The 22196-nt window shown below is 63.2% G+C and carries 12 protein-coding genes; 7 read left to right on the top strand and 5 right to left on the bottom strand.

The window, feature by feature from the left end:
* The 6 genes from HW556_RS18825 to HW556_RS14460 form a co-directional block, all read left to right on the top strand.
* Nucleotides 1-1394: LysM peptidoglycan-binding domain-containing protein (locus HW556_RS18825; protein WP_176900801.1), on the top strand; the 1394-nt coding region annotated here is incomplete at its 5' end.
* Between the two features lie 215 nt (nt 1395-1609).
* On the top strand, nt 1610-2839 hold the full coding sequence (locus HW556_RS14440; protein WP_218136935.1) for an MFS transporter: 1230 nt from the start codon (nt 1610-1612) through the stop codon (nt 2837-2839).
* A 222-nt stretch (nt 2840-3061) separates the two neighbouring features.
* The gene (locus HW556_RS14445; protein ID WP_176900802.1) at nt 3062-5095 is read left to right on the top strand and encodes a DUF3857 domain-containing protein; all 2034 of its coding nucleotides are present in this window, start codon (nt 3062-3064) and stop codon (nt 5093-5095) included.
* A gap of 95 nt (nt 5096-5190) precedes the next feature.
* Nucleotides 5191-7248: a DUF3857 domain-containing protein gene (locus HW556_RS14450; RefSeq protein WP_176900803.1), complete on the top strand. Its 2058-nt coding sequence runs from the start codon at nt 5191-5193 to the stop codon at nt 7246-7248.
* A gap of 142 nt (nt 7249-7390) precedes the next feature.
* Entirely contained in the window at nt 7391-9334 is a 1944-nt protein-coding gene (locus HW556_RS14455; RefSeq protein ID WP_176900804.1) for a DUF3857 domain-containing protein, read from the top strand.
* A 208-nt stretch (nt 9335-9542) separates the two neighbouring features.
* Nucleotides 9543-13118: a reprolysin-like metallopeptidase gene (locus tag HW556_RS14460; RefSeq protein WP_176900805.1), complete on the top strand. Its 3576-nt coding sequence runs from the start codon at nt 9543-9545 to the stop codon at nt 13116-13118.
* Between the two features lie 176 nt (nt 13119-13294).
* Here HW556_RS14460 and HW556_RS14465 read toward each other — a convergent pair whose 3' ends face one another.
* The 5 genes from HW556_RS14465 to HW556_RS14485 form a co-directional block, all read right to left on the bottom strand.
* Entirely contained in the window at nt 13295-13921 is a 627-nt protein-coding gene (locus tag HW556_RS14465) for a hypothetical protein (protein ID WP_176900806.1), read from the bottom strand.
* A 213-nt stretch (nt 13922-14134) separates the two neighbouring features.
* A complete protein-coding gene (locus HW556_RS14470) occupies nt 14135-16285 on the bottom strand; it encodes a helix-hairpin-helix domain-containing protein (protein ID WP_176900807.1) in 2151 nt (716 codons plus the stop codon).
* The gene (locus tag HW556_RS14475) at nt 16282-17193 is read right to left on the bottom strand and encodes a PorV/PorQ family protein (RefSeq protein WP_176900808.1); all 912 of its coding nucleotides are present in this window, start codon (nt 17191-17193) and stop codon (nt 16282-16284) included. The genes HW556_RS14470 and HW556_RS14475 overlap by 4 nt, the downstream gene beginning before the upstream one ends.
* Nucleotides 17194-17521: 328 nt before the next feature.
* Nucleotides 17522-19594 carry a VWA domain-containing protein gene (locus HW556_RS14480; RefSeq protein WP_246289662.1) on the bottom strand — a complete coding sequence of 691 codons (2073 nt, stop codon included), beginning with the start codon at nt 19592-19594 and terminating at the stop codon, nt 17522-17524.
* Nucleotides 19595-19797: 203 nt separating this feature from the next.
* Nucleotides 19798-21000, bottom strand: coding sequence for an acetate/propionate family kinase (locus tag HW556_RS14485; RefSeq protein WP_176900809.1), 1203 nt, complete (start codon nt 20998-21000; stop codon nt 19798-19800).
* 453 nt (nt 21001-21453) lie between these two features.
* Between HW556_RS14485 and HW556_RS14490 the strand changes: the two genes are divergently transcribed.
* Complete coding sequence (locus HW556_RS14490; RefSeq protein WP_176900810.1) at nt 21454-21948, top strand: hypothetical protein; 495 nt, start codon at nt 21454-21456, stop codon at nt 21946-21948.
* Nucleotides 21949-22196 lie beyond the last annotated feature (248 nt).

Genomic DNA, 22196 nt, shown 5'->3' on the forward strand with positions numbered 1-22196 from the left:
GCCTGCGGGCTCTGATTGCGCTGCCCGGCGACACCAAGGAAAGCCTGGCCCGCCGCGGCAACCTCCAGCTGCGGCGCTTCCTCAAGTACAACGACCTGTTTGCCTTCGACCAGATTGTGCCCGGCCAGCCCTACTTTCTGCAGAAGAAGCGCGACAAAGGCGCCGTGGAATACCACGTAGCGCAACTTGGCGAGAGCATACTAACGGTGTCGCAGAAGTACGGGCTGCGGGCCAAAGCCATCTGGCAGAAGAACCGCATGGCCCGCAATGAGGATTTGCGCCCCGGCCGGGTGCTGTGGCTGCAGCACACGCGCCCCAAAACCACGCCCGTGGAGTTCGTGGATAGCCAGAACCGCGCCGCGCTGGCCGCCTTCGAGCAGCCTGTAACCAGCACGCCGGCCCCTTTGCCAGCACCTAAGAAGCGCGCCACCAACGACTCGGAACCTTACCGCGGCAGCACCGCCCGCGCCAGCCGGACACTGGAAGATGCCGTGGAAGATGATTCGGCCACCGCCGAAGCCGACGCCCAGGTAGAAAGCGTGAACGAGCAGCCCGCCACCCCGACTCCGACTCCTGCTCTTGCTCCTGCCCCAGTTCCCGTAACTCCGGCCCCTGCGCCAGCATCCGCCCCCACCACGCCGGTTCCGGCTACCGCGCCGGCCTCGTCGCTGCCGCCACGCCGGCCGCTGCCTGCTTCGCGCCCCGTTGCCGATGAGCCCCGCGACCGGTCTTCGGCCGCACCCGCTATACCAGCCAAACCAGAGGTGTCGCGTTCTGCGCCAGCGCCTTCCCCTCGGCCTGCCATACCAGCGCCGGTTGCCACGCCAAACCAGGTAACTCCGGCGGCTCCGGCACCAGTTCCGGTCGCCACGCCAGCTCCGGTTGTTACGCCAACGCCGGCTCCGGCAACCCCGCCGGCCCCTGCTCCGGCCTCCTCGCCTGCGCCCGAGGCTGCTGCCGTAACTGCCGCTGGCCCGCCCACCATTGTAGAGCCGGTACCGGCCAGCGGCCTGCACACCGTGGAGCCCAAGGAAAACCTGTACTCGGTGGCCCGCCGCTTCAAGCTACGCCCAGCTGATATTATTGCCTGGAACGAGCTACCGGCCAATCCGTCGCTGAAAATCGGGCAGGTGTTGCGCGTGGCGGCGCCGGCCGCTACTGCTGTACCGGACGCCACCCCCACCCCAGGCGCCCCGGCCGCCACACCGGCTTCGGCCGCGCCGGCTACTGCTACGCCCACTACCGTGCGCTACACAGTGCAGCCGGGCGAAACGCTCTACGCCATTTCGCGCCGCTATGGCGTTACCATCAAGCAGCTTATGGAGTGGAACGGCAAGCCCGATTTTGCCGTGAAGCCCGGCGAGGTGCTGGTGGTTACGCCGCCGGCGCAGTAAGTCAGCCGGCAGCCCCAATAAAAATGCCGGCCCGACGGGGCAGCGCACCTACTAATAGGCGGCGTTGCCCCGTCGGGCCGGCGTTTTTATTGGGGCTGCCGGCTGGGTCGGGGGTACGGTTGGCCGGCCGCGGTGGCAGACCTCGGGCGTTTCTGCGGTAGTAACTCGTTTCTTTCTGCCCAACCCCGACCCGGCCGCCGTACCTTTGCGGCCGCATGGCTCCTCCAATCACCACTACGGCCCCCGCGCCCCGCCCGCCCCGCGTGTACACGGCGGGCTTCTGGCTGATGTGCCTCTCGTCGCTCCTGTTTTTCATGAGCTTCAACATGCTGCTGCCTGAGCTGCCCGACTACCTCACCAGCTTGGGCGGCGGTGAGTACAAAGGCTACATCATTGCCCTGTTTACACTCACGGCCGGCCTCTCGCGACCTTTCTCAGGCAAGCTGGCCGACACGGTGGGCCGCATTCCGGTGATGGTGTTCGGCTCGCTGGTGTGCTTTATCTGCGGCTTCTTTTACCCCTTTACGGTTACCGTAGTAGGTTTTCTGGGGCTGCGGCTGCTGCACGGCTTCAGCACCGGCTTCAAGCCCACCGGCACGGCCGCCTACATTGCCGACATTGTGCCACTGGCCCGCCGCGGCGAGGCTATGGGCCTGCTGGGTGTGGCTGGCTCGCTGGGCATGGCCGCCGGCCCTACGTTGGGTTCGTGGCTGGCGGCCCACTTCACGCTCGATGTGCTGTTCTACTGCTCCTCGGGCCTTGCTTTGCTCAGCCTCATCGTGCAGGGCACCATGACCGAAACCCTGGCCCCAGCCCAGCGGCAGCGCTTTAGCTGGAAACTATTGAAGATTGAGAGCTGGCAGGAAGTGGTGGAGCCCCGGGTGCTGGTACCGGCCGCGGCCACGCTGCTGTTCCTGCTGCCGTTCGGCGCCATTTTCACCGTCGTGCCCGACCAGAGCCGGGTATTGGGTCTCACCGGCGAGAGCAAGGGCCTGTTTTACCTCTGCTACACGGCTGCCTCGCTGGTGGTACGCCTGCTGGCGGGCCGCGCCTCCGACCGCTACGGCCGGGTGCCAGTGCTCATCGGCTCGTCGTTCGTCATTATTGCCTCCTTGCTGATGCTGGCCTTGGCGCCGTCGGTAACGGGTTTTCTGACCGGAGCCGTGCTGTTCGGGCTGGGCACGGGCCTCAACTCGCCTACTATTTATGCCTGGACCGTGGACTTGAGCCACCCCGAGCGGCGCGGCCGGGCCGTTTCCACGATGTACATGGCCCTGGAGGCCGGTATCGGCATCGGGGCGCTGCTGGCGGGCTGGGTATTCAGCAACGAGCCCGCCCACCTGCCCTTTGTCCACCTGGCCAGTGCCGGCAGCGTGCTTTGCGGCTTGATATTTCTGCTGGCCACGCGGCGGCGCGTGCCTGCTGTACTGGAAGAAGTGGCCTGAGCAGACCGGTTGTGCCCCACTTGTACTAATCTCTAAAACAGCGTCTGTCGGCCCGCTGTGCCGCGCTGGCCGGGCTGCTGGCAGAAGCCAGAGAATAAGTTTGCTTTGTGCATTGTTCCTTTTCGAAATAAATAGGATATTTCGGTTCCGTTAGCATTTCACTACAGTTAGCGGGGGCCGGATTAACCGGCTTTCAGCCCGTCTATTTTTTTCGTTCTGTTGATGTATTTATCCCTGCTATACCGTGGGCTGCTGCTGCTCGGGCTTACTGGCCCAGCGGCCGTAAGCTTGGCCCAGGCCCAGGAAGCGCCCATTAAGTTCGGTAAGCTTGATGCCCGCGAGGCTGCCGCACTGCTGGCTCAGCCCACTCCCGACTCGGCCGCGGCCGAAGTGCTCTGCGACTTTGGCCAGTCGCGCATTAAGGGCAGGCAGGATGGTTTCGAGCTGCGGTTCGAGCGCACGGCCCGCCTGCTCATCCGCCGCTCGGAAGGTTACGACCACGCGACCGTGCGGGTGGTACTTTACCATGATCAAGAAAACGGCCGGGAGAAAATCAGTCAACTCAAGGGCTTTACCTACCACCTCGCAGGCACCCAACTCAGCAAGGAGCCGCTGAAAACAGAAGCCGTGTTCAGTCGCAAGCTCGACGAGCACCACGACGAGTATGCCTTCACGCTGCCCAATGTGCGGGCCGGCGCCATCCTCGAATTTACGTATCTGCTGACTTCGCCCTTCCTGTTCAACCTCCAGGACTGGCGCTTTCAACAGGATATTCCGGTGCGCTGGAGCGAGTACCGGGTGGCCATTCCGGCCTTCTATTCCTACAAGGAGCTTACCCGCACTTACCTGCCGTTTGCGGTGAATGAAACCGGAATCGAGCCTTACACCACGTCCTATAAGCAATCCGTCGATACCGGCTACGGCTCGTCGTTGGAGTCGAAAAACCTGACGCTTTCCACCAAAGCCCTGACCCGGCGCTGGGTACTGAAGGATGCTCCCGCATTCCGACCTGAAACCCACATGAGCACGCCCCGCGACTACGTGAGTAGGGTAGATTTTGAGCTGGAGCGCATTCAGTTCGACCAGAACAATGACCCGCAGTTTCAGGTAGGCAGTTGGGCCCAGATTGAGAAGCAGCTGCTCAAGCACGAGGATTTCGGCGGTTTTCTGGGGCGCGACTCGCCCTTGAAAGCCGCGGCCGCCGCCCTCGCCGCCCTCCCCGAACCAGTTGCCCGCGCCAAGGCCGTCCGGCAGCTGCTGCTGGGGGCGGTGGTGTACAATGGCACGCCCACGATGTATGCCAGCGCCGCGCCCCGGCGGGTGCTGGAGCTGCGCCAGGGCAACGCCGCCGACCTGAATCTGCTGCTGATAGCGCTATTGAAACAGGCCGGCCTGGAGGCTCAGCCGCTGCTACTCAGCACCCGAACCCACGGCCGTACCCAAACGGAGCTGCCGGTGCTCAGCCAGTTCAACTACGTGGTAGCCCACGTGGCGCTGCCCGATGCGAAAGAGCTGCTGCTGGATGCCACCGACGCCAACCTGCCCGCCGGGCTGCTGCCTGAGAACTGCCTCAACCACCAGGGCCGGCTACTGGGCCCCAACGGGCGCTGGGTTTCGCTGGCTCCAGAAGCCAACCACTTCGTTTACACCCAGGCCAAGCTGGCCCTGGCGCCTACCGGCGGGCTTAGCGGCACCATCCGGCAGGAGTACATTGGCTACGCCGCCGCCGAGCACCGCCAGCCGGTAGCGGCCCTACGCCAGCAGTGGCAAAAGCGCCATCCCGACTGGCAGCTCGACCAGAGCAAGCTACCACCCGCAGCGGCGGCCACCAGCGCCGAAAGCACGGTGGCCCTGGACCTGCAGGCCCGCCTGGCCGGCGCCGAGGCCCCCGTGGCCACCATCTACCTGCGGCCACTGCAGGCGCTGAGCGAGCTGAGCAACCCGTTTCGCTCCGCCACCCGCATATATCCGGTCGATTTTGCCGTTGCGCCGCGCCTGGAGCAGTACCTGGAGCTGACCTTGCCGCCTGGGTACGCGGCCAGCGCGCTGCCGGCCAACGTGCAGCTGGCCCTGCCCGACAACGGTGGCCGGTTCATCTTCAACGCCACATCCAGCGGCCCCGAGAAGCTGACGCTCGTCAGCCGCCTGCAGCTCAACAAAACCCGCTACTCGGCCCAGGAATACGAGGCCCTGCGCGAGTTCTACGTTAAGGCCCTAGCCAAAATAGCCGAGCCCATCGTGCTGCAACGCCGGTAAGCGTTGCCGTTAAGCCACCGCCGCGGCAGGAACGGCGGACACCTCATTCTCCATCAGTTTCCGAGACTTTTTTACGCTGATAATACCCTCTTTCTATGATGCAAACTTTACTCGTACGGGCACTGCTGGCTGGCGTGCTCACAGTTGCCACTACCGGCCTGGCCCGCGCCCAGGAGGTACCCATCAAATTCGGCAAGATTGACGAGACCGACCTGACCGACAAGCCGTTTGTGGCCGACAGTGCCGCTGCAGCCGTGGTACTATGCGACTTCGGCCGCTCGCGCTTCGAGTACGGCCCCAGGGGGTTCGTTGTGGTTTTCGAGCGGATACGGCGCGTTAAAATCCTAAAGAAATCGGGGTACGACTACGCCACCGGCCAGGTTTCGCTCTACCACGCCAACGGCCAGGAGGAGAAGCTGACGACGCTGAAGGGCTTCACTTACAACCTGGTAAATGGGCAGGTGGTCAAGGAAAAGCTCAACTCAGAATCCATGTTCAAGGAGGAGAAAACCACCAACATTACCATCCGCAAGTTCACGATGCCCAACGTGCGGGTAGGCGCGGTGGTCGAGTACGCCTATACCATTAGCTCCGACTTTGCCTTTAACTTCCAGGACTGGACTTTTCAGGAAGACATTCCTATTCGCTGGAGCGAGTACCGGGCCACCATTCCGGAGTATTTTGATTACCGGATGCTGATGCAGGGCTACGAGCCCCTGGCCGTAAAGGAGCAGACTGAATCGACCGGGCAATTCTCTGTCTCCTATAAGGGCGAAACGGTGGGCTCGGGCTTCAACACGGCCCGTACGCAGGGTGGCTCCGAAACCCTGACGCCGCGCCAGACCAACCACCGCTGGGCCATGCAGAATGTGCCGCCGCTGCGCGAGGAGGCCTACATGACTACAACCAACGACTACGTGGCCCGCATTGATTTTGAGCTGGCGGGAGTACGTATGCCCGGGCAGTCTTACCAGGTGGTGGCGGGCAGCTGGGAGAAAATTGATTCGGAATTGCTCACCGACGATGAGTTCGGCACTCAGCTCAACCGGGCCGGTTTCCTCAAAGACCAACTCACACCCCTGCTGACGGCAGCCGGCACCGATCCGGCCGCCCGCCTGGCCGCCGTGCACGGGCTGGTACGCCGGAGCGTGAAATACAATGGCCAGAGCCGCCTGATGGCCACGACCACCGTGCGCAAGGCCTTCGACCAGAAAACCGGCTCGTCGGCCGATGTGAACCTGCTGCTGATTGCCGCCTTGCGCGAAGCTGGTTTCGCGGCTAATCCGCTCGTGCTCAGCACCCGCTCGCACGGCCGGCTGCAACCCGAAAGCCCGATGCTCAACCGCCTCAATTACGTAATGGCGCATGTGGCGCTACCCGATGGCCAGGAAGTACTACTTGATGCAACCGACGAGCTGGCGCCCTACAACATGGTGCCCACCCGCTGCCTGAATGGCCAGGGCCGGCTGGTGCTGCCCGAAGCGCAGAAGTCGCGCTGGATTGACCTCAAGCCCAAAGACCGGCTGACTTCGTATCGCCAGGTAACCATGGTGCTGAACGAAAACGGCGGCCTGCGCGGCAGCGTACACCAAGAACACGCCGGCTACCTGGCGCTGGCGCAGCGCGAGAAACTGCGCGAGCTGGGCGAGAAAAAATACGTAGCCGAATTGGGTGCCAGCCACGAAGGCTGGAGCATTCCCAAGTACACGTTTAAACAGCGCGACGAGCTGCACAAGCCCCTGACGCTGGAATACGAGTTCGTGAGTAGCAGCGAGGCCAACGCGCCGGTCGGTACCGTGTACCTGAACCCGCTGCGCGATTTTGGGATGGACAAAAACCCATTCTTACACGAAAACCGCCGCTTTCCAGTCGATTTGGGCAGCCAACTGGAAGAAACTGTACTGGTAAACCTGACGCTGCCCGCCGGATATGAGCTAGCCGAAATGCCGCAGGGCCTGGTAATGGACCTGCCTGAAAAGAGTGGGCGCTTTACGTACGGCGTGCAAAATGGCCCCACCGGTATCCAGATAGTAAGCCGGTTGACTTTGAGCAAGCCAGTATACTCGGCAGAAGAGTACGCTTACCTGCGCGAGTTCTTCGCCCGCCTCATGGCCAAGCAGGGCGAGCAGCTGATCATCAAGAAGAAAGTGTAGCTGGGTTGTCAGTAGGGACGTCATGCTGAGCGCAGCCGAATTATCTCTACCGCTCCGTTGAATTGCTACCACAGAGCGGTAGAGATGCTTCGGCTGCGCTCAGCATGACGTTTTTTTTCCGTTAATCAACACCCCCTATCTAATGCGTTTAATCCCGGCTTTCGCCCTGACCCTGCTATTCCCCCTGACCACGCTGGCGGCACCGGCACCGGCGCTCAAGTACGCGGTGGCCGAGCTGCCCGCCGCGTTGCGCGAGAATGCCCACGCCGTGGAGCGCCGCCACGACGAGCTGCTGACCGTGAAATCGGCGGCCCGGACGGTGGAAACTGTGCTGCGGGCCACCACCATTCTCGATGAGGCCGGCAGCCGCTGGGCCTCCGAGCTGGTGTACTACAGCTCGCTCAACCGCATCAGCTACTTCCGGGGCGCGGTATATGATGCCAGCGGCCGGCAGCTGCGGCAGCTGCGCACCCAGGACATCCGCGACATCAGCCTATCCGACGGTTTCAGCCTGGCCACCGATGCCCGCGGCCGGGTGGCCGACCTCAGCCAACCCACCTACCCCTACACCGTCGAGTTCGAGTACGAGGTAATATCAGACAACCCGCTGTTCTACTCGAACTGGAAGCCCCAGCCCGTTGAGCAGTTCAGTGTGCAGGAGGCCACGTTTACGGTGGTGATGCCAGCCGGGCTGGCCCTGCGCTTCCAGGAGCAGCGGCTGCCCGCCGGCACGGCCCTGGCCCAAAGCACAGTGGCGGGCCAGCAGGTGTACGCGTGGCGGGTGCAGAACCTGACGGCGCTGGACGAGGAAGCCGACGCCCCGCCCGTATCGGAGCTGACGCCAGCCGTGTACACGGCGCCCAGCGAGTTTGAGGTGCAGGGCCACGCCGGCAAGCTCAACAGCTGGGCCGACCTCAGCCGCTGGACTTACGAGCTGAACGCCAACCGCGCCACGCTGCCCCCGGCCCTAGTGGCCGGCATGCAGGCACTGGTAGCCGGCGAAACCGACGAACGGGCCCGCATTCAGAAGGTGTACAAGTTTCTGCAGGCCAACACCCGTTACATTTCGGTGCAGCTGGGGTTGGGCGGCTGGCAAACGTTTCCGGCCGCCGATGTGGCCGCCAAGGGCTACGGCGACTGCAAAGCCCTGACTAACTACTGCCAGGCCCTGCTGAGCGCGGCCGGCATTACGGCCCACGCCGCCCTGATAAAGGCCGGCTCCGACGAGCACGACATCCGCACCGATTTCCCCAGCTCGCAGTTCAACCACGTGGTGCTGTGCGTGCCCCTCACGCAGGCCGCCAAAGCCGATACCGTGTGGCTGGAATGCACTGACCAGACCAACCCCTTCGGCTACATGGGCGGCTTTACGGGCAACCGCCACGCCCTGCTGCTGCTGCCCGAAGGTGGCCGGCTGGTGCCCACGCCTCGCTACGGGGCCGCCGAAAACCGCCGCCAGCGCCACGCCGATGTATACCTCGACGCCAATGGCAACGCCACGGCCAAGCTGCGCACTTTGCGCACCGGCCTTGAATACGATGCTGTGGCCGGCCTGGCGGGCCTGGAGCTAAGCGAACAGAAGAAACGGGTGGGCAACCGCCTGGCTCTGGGCAACTTCACGCTCGATAAGGTGGCGTTCCGGCCGCTGCCGGCTTCGGCCCCGGTGCCGGGCCTGGTAGAAACGCTGGCTCTCACGCTGCCGGGCCTGGCTCCGCCCAGCGGTAAGCGCGTGTTTGTTACACCCAATCTGCTCAGCCGCCTGGCAGCGCCCGCGCCGGCCGTGGGCGAGCGGCAGGCCGATATCTGGCTCGATTACGCTTTCAGTCAGCTTGATACTGTGCAGCTGCACCTGCCCGCCAGCCTGCAGCCCGAGCACCTACCCGCCGCAGTGCAGCTAACCACGCCCTTCGGCACCTACTCCAGCCAGCTGCTGGCCCTGCCCAACGGCAGCATCCGCTACATCCGCCGCCTCGAAATGCCACGCACCCGCTTCGGCCGCGCCGAGTACCCAGCCTACCTGGAGTTCCGCCGCAAAGTAAGCGCCGCCGACAAAGCCCAGCTGGTACTGGTGAAAACAGATGCTTAGCTGAGCAGGCTACCGTTTCCGGAAGGATTGGCTGATACACCTAATCTATCAGTCAGTGTGAAATGGACTGACGTTCAGCACAAAACGAATTGTCATTTTGACAATAAATTCGGCAGGCTGCCGGCAAAACTTCTATCTTGAGGACACTTTCCTTGCGACTACCAGGGATGCACCCTTTTTCTATTCTTTCTCACATCCTGTTTCTTCTATGCAGCCACTCTCTACTCTTTTACAACGGGCCTGGCGGCCGCTGCTGGCTGGTTCGGCCCTGTTGTTTGCCGGGGCACCGGTAGCACAGGCCCAACGCGTATTGTGGGCCAATACAACGCGAGTGCCGGCCCAGGCCCGCGCCGCAACACAGGCTCTCACCCACTTCCGAACGGTGGATTTTCAGCTGGATGCCATCCGCGACGCCCTGAAAACGGCCCCACTGGAGCGTACCGGCAACCGGGGTCCGGCCACGGTTATTTCGCTGCCCCTGCCCAATGGCACTTCGCAGCGGTTTCGGGTAGAGCAGGTACCAGTGCTGGCCCCCGAGCTGGCCGCCCGCTACCCCAGCATCCGCACCTATTTGGCCCAGGGCCTCGACGATCCTTCGGCTACGGCCCGCCTCGACGTAACGCCCGCCGGCTTCCACGCCCAGATTCTGGCCGCCGGTTACACGGTGTACATCGACCCGGCCGCCAAAGGCAGCAGTACCCACTTGGTTTTTGAGCGGCGCAATATGCTGATGCCGGCCTTTACCTGCGCCGTTGCTTCGCCCGACGGCACCGAGCCGGAAGTGCAGCTGACTACCGCCCAGCGGGCCGCCGTAGCCAACGGCGCAACCCTGCGCACCTACCGGCTGGCGCTGGCCGCCACGGCCGAGTACTCGGCTTTCCACGGCGGTACCGTTGAGTCGGTGATGGCGGCTATGGCTACCTCCATGAACCGGGTAAACGGCATCTATGAGCGGGAAGTGGCCGTTCGTATGGTGATAGTTCCCAAAAACGAAGCGCTAATTTTCTTCGATGCTGACACCGACCCGTACACTAACAACAGCGGGACTGCCATGCTCAACCAGAACCAAACCACGGTTGATGAGCTTATCGGCAACGCGAACTACGACATCGGCCACGTGTTCAGCACCAACGGCGGGGGCGTGGCCCAGAAGCCCTCGGTGTGCGTGAACTCGGGCAAGGCCCGGGGCGTAACGGGCACCACCAGCCCCATCGGCGACGCCTTTGATGTAGATTATGTAGCCCATGAAATAGGCCATCAGTTCGGCGGCGACCACACGTTCAACGGCACTATCGGCTCGTGCAGCGGCGGCAACCGGGCCGCTTCCTCGGCCTACGAGCCGGGCTCGGGCACTACCATCATGGCCTACGCCGGCATCTGCGGAGCCGATAATACGCAGCCCAACTCCGACGCTTTCTTCCACTCGCGCAGCTTCGACCAGATTGTGGCTCACATCACCCGGGCGCAGGATTGCTCGGCTGCTACGGCCACCGGCAACACCGCGCCGGTCGTGGATGCCGGCCGCAACTATGCCATTCCGATAAGCACGCCCTTCACGCTCACCGGCTCAGCCACCGACGTGAACAACGATGCCCTCACCTACTCGTGGGAGCAGTACAACCTGGGGCCAGCCGGAGCACCCAACGCCCCCACGGGTGGCGCCCCGCTATTCCGCGTTTTCGCCCCCACTGCCAGCGCCTCGCGCACTTTCCCGCGCCTCGCCAACATCCTCAGCAACACCCAGACCCGCGGTGAATTGCTGCCTTCTTACGGCCGCCGCCTCATCTTTCGCCTCGTAGCCCGCGACAACCGGGCCGCGGGTGGTGGGGTCGATTACGACTCGATGAACGTGGTGGTAGTGCCCACGGCTGGTCCGTTTGTAGTTACGGCTCCCAACACGGCCGCTACTTCCTGGCTTGTAGGTGCCCCGCAACAGGTAAGCTGGGATGTGGCCAACACCACCCAGGCCCCCATCAGCGCCACCAATGTAGACGTGCTGCTCTCCACCGATGGCGGCCTGACGTTCCCGACCACACTGCTGGCCAATACGCCCAACGACGGCTTCGAAACCCTGACGCTGCCAGCCAGCGTGGCGGCTACTACGCAGGCGCGCATTAAGGTGCAGGCCACGGGCGGCATCTTCTTCGACATATCGGATCAGAATTTCAAGATTGAGGTGCCCGCCGGGCCGACCTTCTTCCTGCAGGGCCCGGCCGGAGCAGCCGGCGCGCTGAGCTTCTGCGCAGGTAACTCGGGCACGGTGGCCCTCACCGTGGGCCAGCTTCAGGGCTTTACGGGCCAGGTAACGCTGGCCGCCACCAACCTGCCGGCCGGCGTAACGGTTACGTTCCCGGCTGCCACGGTAGCCGCCGGCACCAGTACCACGGCCACTATTACTACTACCGGTGCAGTGGTTTCGGGCACGTACACGCTCCAACTGACGGGTGTCAGCGGCAGCGACACGCGCACGCTCGATGTGCTGCTGACCATTCTGCCGGGCATCACGCAGGTCCCAACCGTAACGGCCCCGGCCACCGCCAGCACCCGCACCAGCCTGCGCCCGGCCATCACCTGGACGCCGGTGCCCAACGCCACGGGCTACGAAGTGCAGCTGGCGCTTGATGCCGCCTTCACAACGGGCGTGATTACGCAGGCCATCAGCCCAACCAATACGTTTGTGCCCAACCAGCTGCAGGCTTCCACCCAGTACTTTGTGCGGGTACGGGCGCTCAGCGGCTGCGGCGCGGGTCCTTACTCGGCCGTTATCAGCTTCACGACCGGCACCCAGACCTGCCAGACGCTGGCGGCTACCAACGTGCCCCTCACCATTTCGGCCACGGGCACTTCGACTATTACCTCCATCATTGCCGTCAGCAACACCAACCGCGTCTCCAACATCCGGGTGCGCAACCTGGCCATCACTCACCCCGACGTGAGTGAGCTGGAAATTTCGCTGACCAACCCGGCCGGCCGCCGCGTGGTGCTGTTCTCGCGCATCTGCCCCGGCACCGGCAACCTGAGTTTGGGCTTTGATGATGCGGCCACGGCGGCGCTGGCCTGCCCGGTAGTAGCGGGCAGCACGGTGCGCCCGTTCAACTCGCTCGGCGAGCTGCTCAATTCGCCCGCCAACGGCAACTGGACGCTTACCATCACCGACAACACGCCCGGAAACGGCGGCACGCTCACGGGCTGGAGCCTGGAAGTATGCACCTCGGATGAGCTGCCCCTGGCTCCTACTTCGCTGACAGTGCTGGCCCCGGTAGCCACCGCTACGGGTGCCGATATCGACCTGCTCTGGCTCGATAACGCCACCAACGAAACCGGCTACGAGATTGAGCGGGCCCTGGGCACTACCGGCACGTTTGCCAGGATAGCCACGGTAGCCGCTGGCACCTCGTTCTTCACCGACAAGGTGACGACCAACGGCCAGTTCTGCTACCGCGTGCGGGCCATCAACACGGCCGGCGCCTCCGACTACTCGAACCAGGCCTGCCAGACGGTTTCGGTGATTACCCGCACCGTAGCCGCTGCGCTGCAGGGCATTGAGGTATTCCCGAACCCGAGCACCGGTCTGTTCCGGATACGCATCGGCAACGACCAGCGCGGCCCCGTTACGCTGCGCGTAACCGACGCCGTGGGCCGCCTAGTGAAAACCCAGACGCTGACCAAGGGCGCAGCCGAGCTGCAAACCAGCCTCGACCTAAGCCCCCTCGGCACCGGCATCTACCAGTTGCACCTCGACCTGCCCAACGGCACGAGCATAGTGCGCCTGCTGAAGCAATAAGTAGCTTTAGGACTTAGAAAAAAACGGTCATCCTTTGCCTGCGGGCGGGGGATGACCGTTTTTTTCTGGGCTTTCGGACGGCCAACAGCTGATGGGATAGGCCCGCTATTGCTACAGCAGCGGTGAGCAACTGAAGTAGTGCGGCCAGCTGCTGAAAATCGGCCGGGGGTCAGGGTTCAAAACCGAATTGTTACCGTTACCGTGTCAAGGCTGGGAATGGTGAGGTCCTGATGGCCCTCAACGACTGTTTTCTGAACGTAATCCTTTATTGTCCAAAATACTCTAGAGGGAATATGAGCTCCCATGTAGCGCACATAAGTTTCATCACGCCCTAGCGGCAGGCTATAAGTATCCGAATTTACATAGCCTGCCACTATTAGTACTCCTTCACCGATAGTGGGCGGCTCGTCGATGATACGCACGCGCACCCAGCCGGGGGCTTGCACCGGGATGCGCAGGTTGCGGTTGGCCTGCCCGTTATCCACCTCCACCCCCTGGTCAACCGAGAAGTGGCCCAGCGGACCGTAGGCGTCCAGCCGGTAGCTCTTGCCCTTGCTGGCCTCGAAGCTGAATGAAAACTGCCCCTGCGCGTCGGCCAGATAGGGCCCGCCCAGCGCCGGGCCGTAGCCCCCGCCGCCCCCGCTGGAGCCCGAGGAAAAGGCATGCACCTGCACTTCGGCCTGGGGCACGGGCTGGCCTGTGTCTTTGTCCACCACCAGGCCCGCGACCAGCGTCGGGCCCTCCTTGGCGCAGCTGCTTAGCAGCAGCGCGGTACTAAAGGAAAAGAAAACAAATTGGCGCATGAGCGTGAGTTGACAGGGACATTTCAAATATACCTGCTCACCCAAGCCGGACGAAACCAAAAGCGCTTGTTATCAGACTTTATAAATCAGCAAAAAACGTATTCAGACAGGTGTAGAAACTGCTTTCTGTCTCTATTCCGCAGACTTTTACGCTACAAGATACCGCGGCCGGGCCAACTACCGGCGCAGCCCCCGAGCCGGCCAGCTTCTTCCCTAAAACCGGTACCGCAGCTGGGCTTTTACATCGGAGCGGCGGTTACCCTGGATTTCGTCGAGGCCCGAGCCGACGGTGTCCTGGTGGCGGTAGTGGGTGTCGGCGTAGCGCAGCCAGAGCGTGAGGTGGCGGTTGACATCAAACTGGGCCAGCACGTAGGTGCGGGTGCCCTGGCCGGCCAGCACCGGGATAGAAAAGGCGTAAAGCACGTCCTGCTCGAACACGTACTGGCGGGTATCGTAGTCGTCGGTGTCGAAGAGGGCGTAGCGGGCCGAGAGCCGCAGGCGGCGCAGCGGCTGCACCGTTACGTCTTGGGCCAGCACGTAGCCGTGGCGGGCGGGGCCGCCGTCGTCGCGGTAGCTGCTGCCCTGCACGCGGGTACGCAGGCTGAGGCCGGGTAGCGGGTTGGTGTCATAATAGAGCAGCAGGCTGCGGCGCTGAGTGGGCACGGGCAGCGGCACGGCGCGCACCGTGTCGGCGTCGAAGGATTTGGTGCGCTGGCGGAGCTGCACGTAAAGCAGGCTGGTTTTGCTGGGGCTGAAGGTGAGGCGCAGCAGCCAGTCGTGGCCGGTGCTGGGGGCGCTGGCCTGGTAGCGCAGCCACGGGAAACTGAACCGGTCGTAGTAGGCCGAGGCCTCCCAGCGGGGCGCGGGGCGCACTTTCAGGCCCACATACAGCCCGCTTTCGTTAATGTTGCGCGAGTTTTCGCCAAACGCGTTGCCGTACAGCGTGTGGAAGTCGCGGGCATAATGGCGCTGCAGCACCGACACATCGACGGCTGGCGAGAGGCTGGCCAGCAGGCCGTTCACGGTGCCCAGACCGCCGCCCGAGCTGCGGGCCGTTTCGCCGAATAGCAGCAGGTTGCGCCACACATAGCTGTAATGTGCCCCCAAAGCCAGGTTACGGTCGCCGCGCAGCTCATATTGGTTGTACAGCTCATCGCGCCGTTGCAGGGGCTTGTCGAACTGGGTGTTGATGGCCGTGGCGCCTAGCTGCAGGTCGCCGCTCAGGCTGGTGTACTGGGCGTGGCCGCCGAGTACGGTTTCCTGCAGGGCGTTGCGGTTGGCCAGTTCGGTGGGCGTGCGGTGGAAACCACTCAACTGCAACCCAGACGTGAACTCCCGAAACTCGGCCAGCGAATCTTGAGCCTGCTGCAGCGAGGCATCGACACGCTTGCGCGAGCCGAACACGGTGGCCCGCACCGTGGGCGTAACGGCCACCGTAGCCGCCGCGCCCCGAAAAAACGAGTTTTCGAGCACCGAAGCGTAGGGCCGCACGCCCACCGAGCTGCGGCGCACGGTGGTAATGGTTTCGGCGCCCTTGCCCACCACAAACCCCGACGACAGCAGCAGCCCCTGCCCAAACTGCAACTGGTAGTCGCCCAGGGCCAGCGTTTTCAGCCGGCCCCGCTCCTGCACCACGAAGTGGGCCGAGTAAAAATCGGCTCCGTAACGCTGGGTTTTGGGGCTCCAGATGAGCTGCTCACCGGCATCCTTTTCGGCCGTGAAGCCCAGACTGAAGTCGCGGCTCCGGCTTACGCGGTAGCGCAGCAGCAGCTTGTCGGGCGAGCCCAGGTAGCGGGTGGCGGGCCGGCCGGTGCTGGTGGTGTCGGCAGGGCCATAGCCGGGGCGGCCCTGCACGGTGCGCTCGTAGCGCAGAAACAGCGCGTTGTTTTCTTCGCGGGCAATCCGCTGCCAGAGGTTGCCGCGCACCGCGTTGGGGTCAGTCGTTAGCACCGCTACAAAGGGAGCAATGCGGTAAATGGTGCGCAAATCGAAGCCCTCCACGCTCTGCAGCTCGTAAAAACTCAGCAGCGGGCCGGTGCGCTGGCGGTGCTCCAGCAGGTTCGTTATCTGGGTTTCGGAGAGCAGCAGCAAACTCCGCAGCTCGTCGCGGGTGGCAGTGTTCAGGCTGACCGGAGTCTGGTAGTAGAGCAGCAGCGTTTCGTAGAGGTCCTCGTAGGCCACACTGCTCTCATCGCTCTGGATTTCGGCAAACAGCTCCTGCGTCAGCCGGTCGAGGTCGGGCACAGGCGGGCGCGGATAGTCCTGGGCGCGGGCCGCGGCGGCCCCGAATAGCAGCCCGGCAATAAGCAGCAGCGCGGGCAGCGGCCGCACCAACGGGCGGCGGCGCGGTGGGCGCGGCTTCATGGCTTGCCAGCTTTTTCCCACACGTAGGCGGCGCTCAGCTGCTGGCTCAGGCCCAGCGCTTCGTGCCAGCCGGCGGCGTAATCAATCTGGAAGGCGCCGGTGCGCAAACCCAGGCCGCCGGTAAGCTGGCTGGTGAGCGTGCTCAGGCCGGCCCGCAGCGCCAGGGCCGGCAGGGGGTAGTATTCGAGGCCGGCCTTGAAGTCGGCATCCTGCTCCACATCTTTCTCGGTTTCGATCAGCAGCAGCACCTTTTCGGCGGGCCGCCAGGCCAGGCCGGCGCGCAGCACGGTGGGCAGGCGCTCATCCTGGTACTCGGCCAGCCGGGCCTGGTTGAGGTTGTAGAGTGTTGCCCCGAAGGTGAGCTTGCGCGGAATAATATCGGCCTGCCCGCCCAGCGAGGCGGCCACCGCCCGGCGGCTGCCGAGGCCTTGGATACTGGTTTGCAGCACCTCTACCCGCGCCCCTACCCGCACGGTGCCCAGCTGGTAGCCGTAGCCCAACCCCACCCGCTGCTCGGAGTACAGCGTACCCCCAAACCGCTGGGCCGTAACGCCCACCGTGCCGTAGCGCGGCGCATCGGCCCCGGCTACGGCGGCTGCCACACCCGCCACTGGCGCGGCCGTAGCATCGGGGCGGCGGTAACCAATGGGCACGGCCACCACCAACGACACCGTGTTGAGCGAGGGCAGCAGGTAGCGGTTTTCGGCGGCCACGCCCACCGTGGGCCGGCTCAGCTGGCCCAGCGCGGCGGCGTTGCTGGCCCCGGCCCAGCCGTCGGCCTCCAGCACGGACCCAACCTGACCCAGCGCGACCGAGCGGGCACCCCACAGGCCCTGGGCCCGGGACATAAGCGGCAGCCCAACCAGCAGAACCACCAGCAGAACCACCAGCAAGTAGAGTTTCACCATCGGGCAGCCGTTAAGCAGTTGAACTGCTGGAAAGTAGCCACTCTATTCGGTTACTGCAAATTTGATAGTCTTATTCCCTTAAAAATTTATTCTATAGTGATTATAGGCCTACCATCTATTATCCCAAATTGTGGAGTTCGATGTAGGGGCGGGGCCTTGCCCCCCCCCCCCCGCTTCGCTTTTTGACCAGCACAGGCAACTGGGGGGGGGGGGGGGGGGGGGGGGGCCCCCCCGCGCCCGCAATTGGGGCGTAATTGTTGAATAATCCGGGCGGGGGCCGTTCACCGGCGGGCGGGGAAAGGCCCCGCCCCTACGTCGTGCAACTACCTCACACGCCGCCGGAGTACTTGCGGGTGGCCCATTCGGCTGTTACCAAAGCTAAAAGCAGGAAGAACAGCCACTTCAGGTTGATGAGGTCTTTAAGGTCTTCCTGCTCGTAGATGACGGGCTTGTAGCCGGCCTTCTCAATATCCTGGGCTAGCTGGTCGATTTGGGGGGGGAAGTAGAGCCGCTGGCCACTGCGGCGGGCCAGCTGGGCCAGCAGGTTGTGGTCGGCGCGGCTTTGCAGGGCTTCGAGCTGCTGCTCCTGCACCAGCACTTCGCCGGTATCCTGTTGGGGCTGGCCGCCGAGCGTGGCGCGGGCCCGGTAGCGGTACAGGCCGGCCGGCAACTCACCCAGATGCACCGGTGCGCCATCAGGAGTAGGCGCGAAGCTGAACGTGCGGGTTTTCTGCTGCTCGTCGGTGAGCGTGAGCGTGACAGGTTCGCCGTAGGTCCGCTCGAAGATGGCGTTGTAGGTTTCGGCCCCAAATGTCACGTCGTCGGAGGTGTTGAACGCATCTTGGGTTGGGTACACGTCGAGGCGCTTGCGGTTGGCGTTCTGGGTGAGCAACTGCAGGGTCCGCAGTACCAGCCGGTCGTAGGCTTCGGGCTTGTCGTCGTGCTCTACGGCCTCCTGTAAGCGCCACTGCCAGCTGCCTTCGGTGAGCAGCGTGGCCTGCCGCCGGGCAGGCGTGCCGCCGAAAACCAGCAGCGGCTTTTTGGTAGCCACGCGGCCCACTTGCTGCCATAATGCGGCCTCGGCCCCACCGCTCAGCCGGACCTCGCCAAACGGTACCGGCACCGGCGGATAGGCCAGAAACCGCCGTAGCGCATCTTCTTCAAATGTAAACCGATTGAAACCCGGGTTGGGCACGGGCGTTACGTCGTCGGTCTGGGTGCCGCGGGGCTGCACCTTAAGGCCAGTGCTCAGGCGGTTGTAAGCCCCGAAATCGGACTGTGCGCCGAGCACGTACAGGGCCGGTGCGCGGCGGGCGGCCACCTGGGCCAGCACCTCGGCGCCCACGCCCGATCGGGCCGGCAATTGGTGCAAAATGGCCACGTCAAAATCCTGGCTTTTCAGCGGACTGATGCCGGGCAGGTAAGTGATGAGGTCGAAGTTGTTGTTTTGCTGGATGGCGGCGCGCAGGGCCTTGAGGTCGGGGTGGGGGGCGGCGCCGGCCAGCAGCACCCGCAGCTTGCCCTTCACCACATCGAGGTAGGCGAACTTGGTGTTGTTGAGCAGCGTGAACTCGCCCGGCAGTGGCACGGCTCGCACCTCGTAGCGGCGTTTGCCGGTGCCGGTAGCCGTCAGCAGAAACGTGGTTTTGGTACGCTGCTGCCCGACTGGCAGGGCTACGCGTTTCGTTTGCAGCACCCGGCCTTTTTCCAGCAGTTGCACCGTGGCCGTAGTGCCGGCTCCGTAGCCGTCGTAGGCCAGCTCGGCTTCAATAGGAAACTGGTTGCCGCTGAAGGCCAATCGGTTGTAGCTAAGAGCAGGCAGGCTCACATCCTTTTTCGGAATTGTATCGCCCACGCCCAGCGTATAGATTGGGAAGCGGTAGTCGGTAAACTCGGGGGCTTGGCCCTGGTTCACGAGACCATCGGAGAGCAGCACCACGCCCGCCAGGTTGCGGCCCTGAAACGTTTCGCCGATGCCGGCCAACAGCCCGTCGAGGTCGGTGGCCGGGGCCCGGAACTGCACCGAATCGGGCCGAGTGGCGCCAGTGGCCACGAGGGTGCGGGTTTCCACCGAGAAGCCTTTTTGGCGCAGCGCTTCGGCCAGCCGCGTGAGGCCCGTGGTGGCCTGGCTTAGCACCGCCGGCGGCGTAAACAGCGCCACCGACTTCGAGTCATCGAGGGCCAACACCAAGGTTGGCTTTTCGGTGGTGGTGGTGGTCGATTTAAGGAAGGGCGAGAGCAGCAGAAAGCACAGGAAGCTCACTACCACGAAGCGCACGGCCGCCAGCACGTAGTTTACCGCCCGGCTCCAGGGCGCTTTGGCCGAGTAGAGCAGCGCCGCGTAGCCTGTGCCCACCAGCAGGCACAATCCAATTAACCAGGGAGAAGCAGATAACAGCAAGAGCCGATGTAATCAGTGGAAAGCCAATAACCCCCGGTGCGGGCGCAGAGTTGCGCGAAGGTACGATTGAGTGGTTAGTGAGTAGCGGTTGAAGCAAGAACGTCATTCAGAGCGTCGCGAAGAATCTCGCGTGTGGTCGTTGCAACGGTATTCCAACGTCAGCACGCGAGGTTCTTCGCGGCGCTCTGAATGACGTTCCTCCTTTAACCACTAACCAGCGCCGCGCACTGCCGGGCAATTTCCAGCTCCTCGTTGGTCGGGATGACCAGCACCGGCACGCGGGCACCGGGGGCCGAGAGGTCGCGCAGGCCGGGGGCGCGGCGCTGGTTGAGCGCCTCATCGAGCTGGATACCAATAAAGTCCAGGTTCTGGCAGGCTAGGCTCCGGACCCGGGCGTCGTTTTCGCCCACCCCGCCTGTGAACACCACGGCCTCGGCTCCATTAAGGGCGGCCAGGAAGGAGCCGAGGTACTTTTTGATGCGGTAAGCATAGAGGTCGTAGGCCAGGCGGGCGCGGTCGTCGCCGGCTTCGAGTTGGCGGGTTACGTCGCGCATGTCGGTGTGGCCGGTAAGGCCGAGCATGCCGCTTTCCTTGTTGAGTAAGGTTTTCACGGCGTCGAGCGAGTAGCCTAATTGCTCAACGAGATAGAAAATAACAGCTTGGTCAGTGTCGCCGGCGCGCGTGCCCATCACCAGCCCGTTCATCGGCCCGAAACCCATGCTGGTATCCACCGAGCGGCCGGCCACGGTGGCAGTCATGCTGCAACCGTTGCCCAGATGCACGGTGATTATGCGGGCTTCGGGCTGGTTTAGATGACGGCGAGCCTCATCGCACACAAACTTGTGGCTAGTGCCGTGGAAGCCGTAGGCCCGCAGGCCGTGCTCGGTGTACAGGCGCTCGGGCAGCGCAAAACGGTAGGCCTGGGGCGGCAGGGTGCTGTGGAAAGCGGTGTCGAACACCGCCACCTGCGCGGCTCTCGGGAACAGCTGTTCGGCCACCTCCATACCCAGCAAATTGGCCGGGTTGTGCAGCGGCGCCAGCGCAAACAGCTCCCGAATTTTCGCCTTCACGGCTGCCGTAACCAGCGTAGGCTCCCGAAACTGCTCGCCCCCGTGCACCGCCCGGTGCCCCACCACCGCCACCTCCTCGGGACTCTGGATGACGCCCATTTCGGCGTCCGTCAGCAAGCCCAGGGCCAGCTGGAGGCCGGCGCGGTGGTCGGCAATGGGCTCGGTGCGGGTGAGGGTGCGCTCCTGGCCATCGGGGCCCGTGGCCGTATGGGTGAGCTGGCCCTCAACTTGGCCGATGCGCTCGATGAGGCCCCGGCACAGCGGCTGCTCCTGCGGCCAGCGAAACAGTTGGTACTTAAGCGAACTGCTGCCGGAGTTGATAACGAAGATGTACATATTTTGAGCTGTTAGTCTTCAGCTGTTAGTCTTCAGCTGTTAGTCTTCAGCTGGTAGCTTTTGGCTGGTAGCTTTTGGCTGGTAGATTTCGCGGCGTCAGTGGTAGAGCCGGGCTGAGCCGCGACGCCTAACGCTTAGGACCGGCAAAATACGCCAACATTGTTGGGCATCCGGCCTCAAGAGCCCATTTGGTTCCCACTCGGCTCCCGCGCATCTGCCAGGGCTGGACCGGTGCCGTCCCCCGCGCCCCCGAAGGGCCTCAAAAGTCAATTTGGCTGCCTAACCCTCAAACAACTCACCCAATGAAGCTGCAGTCACGCCTGCTCATCCGGCTATTTCCGGCCATGTCCCCCGCGCCATAACCACTTCCCGCCAAACCCATGCTCGCGGCCGAAGTGGCCCTGGCTGGCTGTGGTGTATAGAAAAAAGTATCTTCGCGAAATAAGCGTATGCGTGTGGGCTACCCAAAGATTTGTCGCTGATAAAACGGCCCATGCGGAAGTTAAAGATATTTCAGGTTCAGAGCATACTTGTTTAACACAGGCTTTATTATTTAGGGCACAGTACAAACTGAAAGATATGTTTAAACCAGCTACAATTAAGGTGTTTTCAATCTTCGCTATTATACTTTCAGTTGTTGGGCTTCTGATAAGTATATTATTGACCCAGCAATACGGTCCGGCCTTTTTTGTTGGAATAACGACTTGGCTGATTTTTCTGTGGGCCAGTTATATTGGGTTTAGACTTTCTGCTTATAAACTTCAGGACGAAGAGCACAAGAAGGTGGGTGTAAGAATATACCTGATCATCTTGTCATTCATCGCATACCTTGTTTTTGGGCTGACGATAGGGCCGATATTGTCAGTGGTTTTGTTGGCAACACTTTGGGGATTGAAGCGGAATTACGACGATTGGAACGAGAAATTTCCAACAGTTACAGAGGAGTAAAACCCAAGTGATACCCAACTAACGGGCTAGCTGTTTACCCAAAACAAAAGCCGCCGCTGCTCCTTACGAAGCAGCGGCGGCTTTTTTAATGGCCTTACCTAACCCTTACTCCCCGCTGGTGGCAGCCGGGCCTTCAGCGGCGGCCGGAGCATCACCTTCGGGGCGGGGGCCGCGGTTGTTGCGGTTGCGGCCACCGCGCTTGCGGCGGCGGTTCTCAGCCTCACCGGCCTCCCCTTCCGAAGAGCCGC

The sequence above is a fragment of the Hymenobacter terrestris genome (genome assembly GCF_013377905.1).
GTDB classification, from domain to species: domain Bacteria; phylum Bacteroidota; class Bacteroidia; order Cytophagales; family Hymenobacteraceae; genus Hymenobacter; species Hymenobacter terrestris.

Bases quoted from the DNA above. Each gene is read 5' to 3' on its own strand.
- HW556_RS14440 (WP_218136935.1), top strand. From the start codon at position 1,610: ATGGCTCCTCCAATCACCACTACGGCCCCCGCGCCCCGCCCGCCCCGC.
- HW556_RS14445 (WP_176900802.1), top strand. From the start codon at position 3,062: ATGTATTTATCCCTGCTATACCGTGGGCTGCTGCTGCTCGGGCTTACT.
- HW556_RS14450 (WP_176900803.1), top strand. From the start codon at position 5,191: ATGATGCAAACTTTACTCGTACGGGCACTGCTGGCTGGCGTGCTCACA.
- HW556_RS14455 (WP_176900804.1), top strand. From the start codon at position 7,391: ATGCGTTTAATCCCGGCTTTCGCCCTGACCCTGCTATTCCCCCTGACC.
- HW556_RS14460 (WP_176900805.1), top strand. From the start codon at position 9,543: ATGCAGCCACTCTCTACTCTTTTACAACGGGCCTGGCGGCCGCTGCTG.
- HW556_RS14465 (WP_176900806.1), bottom strand. From the start codon at position 13,921: ATGCGCCAATTTGTTTTCTTTTCCTTTAGTACCGCGCTGCTGCTAAGC.
- HW556_RS14470 (WP_176900807.1), bottom strand. From the start codon at position 16,285: ATGAAGCCGCGCCCACCGCGCCGCCGCCCGTTGGTGCGGCCGCTGCCC.
- HW556_RS14475 (WP_176900808.1), bottom strand. From the start codon at position 17,193: ATGGTGAAACTCTACTTGCTGGTGGTTCTGCTGGTGGTTCTGCTGGTT.
- HW556_RS14485 (WP_176900809.1), bottom strand. From the start codon at position 21,000: ATGTACATCTTCGTTATCAACTCCGGCAGCAGTTCGCTTAAGTACCAA.